General features: G+C 64.1%; 2 protein-coding genes. Both read left to right on the top strand.

Going from position 1 to position 3,404, the window contains the following annotated elements; genetic code table 11:
* Positions 1–444 precede the first annotated feature (444 nt).
* Positions 445–2,109: a hypothetical protein gene (locus JWN97_RS10865; protein WP_297622340.1), complete on the top strand. Its 1,665-nt coding sequence runs from the start codon at positions 445–447 to the stop codon at positions 2,107–2,109.
* 430 nt (positions 2,110–2,539) lie between these two features.
* Positions 2,540–2,992: a hypothetical protein gene (locus JWN97_RS10860; RefSeq protein ID WP_297622338.1), complete on the top strand. Its 453-nt coding sequence runs from the start codon at positions 2,540–2,542 to the stop codon at positions 2,990–2,992.
* The last annotated feature ends 412 nt before the right edge of the window (positions 2,993–3,404 follow it).

Here is a 3,404-nt window from a genome sequence, read left to right as displayed (position 1 = left end):
CCGATGACGACATCGACCACCTCGCGCAGATCGGTCAGACTGTTCATGCGTTCTCTCCTTCGCCGGACGGGACGTGGTTCCGGTCCGGGACGGAGGCTCGGCAGGACTGTGATGAGACACATCCGGCGCCACTAACGCCAGGTGGTCAAGCTCCTGATCAGGCCAGCTCCTCCAACCGAGCCGGGGCCGGTGACCGCGAGCGGACATGTCGCAGCAAGGCACGAAGCCAGTCTTTCCGGGGGTCACACCCGCGGTCCCCAACCCACAGCCCAACACCATCAGGCTGCGTTGGCGATCCTCACAGTCTTTCCGTCGCGTAGGCCCTAATCGCATGAGGGTGCACGGTGGTGCTAGGTCCCTACCCGGCAGGGTTGGCCGATGGTTGTCTCGTTGGTCATGGCAGAGGCGCTGGACGGGCGATATCCATCGACCTAACCTCAGATCATGTTCGATGCCGTGGTGCTGTCCTCTACGGGATCCGCGAGCCCCGCTCGCGCCTTGATAATCACCGATCATCAGAACGCCGACGGCCGGACGCGGCTGCAGCGCAGCACGCTGGCCGACTTCGCGTGGTCCGAAAGTTATTGGCCCCAGAATCTTCCTGAATCGCTCCTCCTGCGGCTTCTAGATGACCTTTCCCAGTCGAGCTTCCTGGATGGTGACATCTGGACGGACGACTCGGAACCCGCACCAGCGTGGTCGCCAGCGGGAGCCATGCGACCCGACCATGTGGGTCGGTGGCAGGCGGGCGAGGAACTCATCAGTCGTGCTGCCGGTTTGGCCTCGCCAATTGAGCTCTTAGATGGCGTGGCGCCAGACGCGCCGATCTTTGCATTCAACAAAGACGGTGCTCGCACCTCCGCTGTTGCGTTTGGACGGGACGCATTCGTGTTGCCTGTCGAGGCGGGGGCCGAGTTCGTGGATGTCGACATTCAACCGGACAGTGCCGAGCTGACGCTGGAGGAGCGCTTGACGCAGGTCGCCCTGCAAGCTGTGGTGCCTGCGAAGGTACGGCGGTTCCTCGTGTGGCAGCTGCACATGGGGCCCAACTCCATGGTGGTGACAGGATCTAGCGACGGTTCGGGTCGGTGGCGGCGTGTGCGATTGGGCGGCACGCGCGCAGGCGGCTTCCTCGTCGGACGGGCGGCAATGGGGGTGTACGCGAAGACGTCGCCCATTCGACGCGACCCGCTTGCTGAGCGACGCCGTGTCGGCTGGGAACTGAAGCACGCGTCCGTGGCACGCGAATGTCCCGATGTCCGCTTGGTATATGGCCGCCTCCCCCACATGGCGGTAGCCGTCCACGGCACGATGAGCAGCGCGGTTCCTCTGGCCGGCGCGATGCGGGCGTCGATCGCGCCTGGCACGCCAGTCGTGCGCTTTGAACACGACACTTGGTTGCCGATCGGGGACAACGCCTCAGCGCTGGCCGCTGAATTGAGACGGCTTGGCGCTCGCCAAGTTCTCATGGTCGCCCACTCGAGGGGCGGATTGGTTGCTGAGATGGCCGCAGCCGAACTGATGCGTACCGGGACTGCTGTCAACCTCGTGAGTCTAGGTACGCCCTACCGGGGCACTCCGATAATCGGGGCTGTAAAGGGCGGCCTTCTTGGTGCCCGCACCTTGATGGGAGCACTGCGCGCGACCCCAGGTACAGGGCCCGTGATCGACCATGGGACACGGCTGATCGGGTTTCTATTGCGTGGAGACCTCCCTCGAGGCCTGGCGGCGATGGAACCGGGCTCAGACTTCCTACAGGTGCGAGGGGTTGGCCGCGCACCCTCATGTCACCGTTTCGGTGGGCGAGCGGATCCGACCGGTAATGATGACTCCTACGGAGTTCACTTCCTCGACGGTCTCGCGCATCCCGTGTTTGGTGAGACCGACCACGACCTAGTCGTCAGCGCCCGGTCAGCACTGGATTCGGAGCGTGACCCCGCGGCGGAGGACGGGATGCTTGCGAACGATCACTTCAGCTATTTGCTGCAGCACGAAGTCATAACCGCCATCAAGGCGCACGCAGATGTCCTACCCGCCACCATGCCCATCGTCACGACGGAGGAGCCATCCTGGTTGCGAGGGCTGAGGACCGGGGCAATCCACGCGTGAAGCACATTCCCCGGCTCTGACGTGATCGACATGCGTGACCGCCTGCGGTCGCCAGCGAACGCGTGCGTCATACCGCCGCGGGTCGGCGCCATGGGCGTCGCCCCAAAGAATCCAAACTGGCAACTCTCGTCCGCTCACGAAACTAGACTTTTCTGGTTCGTGCGTCCGCCCGGACTCGGATCAGCGAAGGCTTAACGGAATGCAGTGCACGAACGGACATGTCGTCGACGGAGCAGCTAAGTTTTGCGCAGAGTGCGGCGCGCCAGTTGCTCCTTCGACTGCGGTCGACGCCCCCTCAGCGTCAACCGCGCATGACGACGACCTTCCGTCGCGCACTCTTCAGTCTTCCGGCGAGCCGGAAGACGGCGTTCCCGCTCCGCACGACGGCTCCGCACCTCCGAAGGCCCGAAAGTCCCTGACTATCGCTTTGGTGGCGGCCGCCCTCCTGTTCGCGGGAGGTGGTCTGGCGGCGGCTCTGCTCGTAAACGACGCGGACAAGCCGCGGGACCCAGCCGCTGTGGCTGCGGCTGAAGAAGGCGGCGTGGACGTCGAGGCATGCCGAGAGGAAATCGGCGAGTTCGTAGGAGTGCTTGGCGAGGTCAATTCTCGGCTAGACGTTGGGCTCAACGTGTCCGAGTTCGGCTCCTTCCTAGGCGACGCGAAGGTCGCTTACGACGACATCGACTACTCGGGAGCTGTCGAAGTTTGTGACGATTTGGCAAGCGACGCCGAAGCCGCTTACAACGCCTACATCACGTCACTCAACGACTGGCAAGATTGCATCTCTAGTTCTTACTGCACTCCAGCCACGCCCAAGATGCAACGAAACTGGAGCAAGGCTGCCGGGCTGATTGACGATATCGAGGCCGCCCTAAGTATGTAGCTCCCACCGCGAACGCTAGCCAGGATCGGCGAGAGGCGTCCCGGCTTCACGAGCTCCCTTCGCGCACATCTCGACGCATCGCCGGTCATCGCAAAGGCGGCGGTACACGCCTGTTGGACCTCCATCTGACGGGCCAATGCTGTTCCAAGACCTAGTCCATTTCGGTTCCCCTCTGTGTCAAGAGCGGGGTCTCGGCGCCTGTGAGTGTGCGTCGGCGCTTGTCGCCGTCAAGGTCGTTCGTCCGGTGGGGCGCTCCATCTTGACGGCTCCTGTGGGTCGACGCGGGGGCTGGGGAGTCAGCCAGCAGCCGCTGGGCCAGCGGGCGACCCACCCCGTGGGCACCCTCGATGGCCCACCGGTGGTGCGGCCACTGCTGGCGGACGTACCCGAGCATCGCCTTGTAGTCGCGGGT

Origin of the sequence: Nocardioides sp., assembly GCF_025965415.1 — a bacterium.
In the GTDB taxonomy this organism is placed as follows: Bacteria; Actinomycetota; Actinomycetes; order Propionibacteriales; family Nocardioidaceae; genus Nocardioides.
The sequence above is the reverse complement of the archived record's forward strand: the minus strand, read 5'-3'. Positions and strand labels throughout refer to the sequence as shown.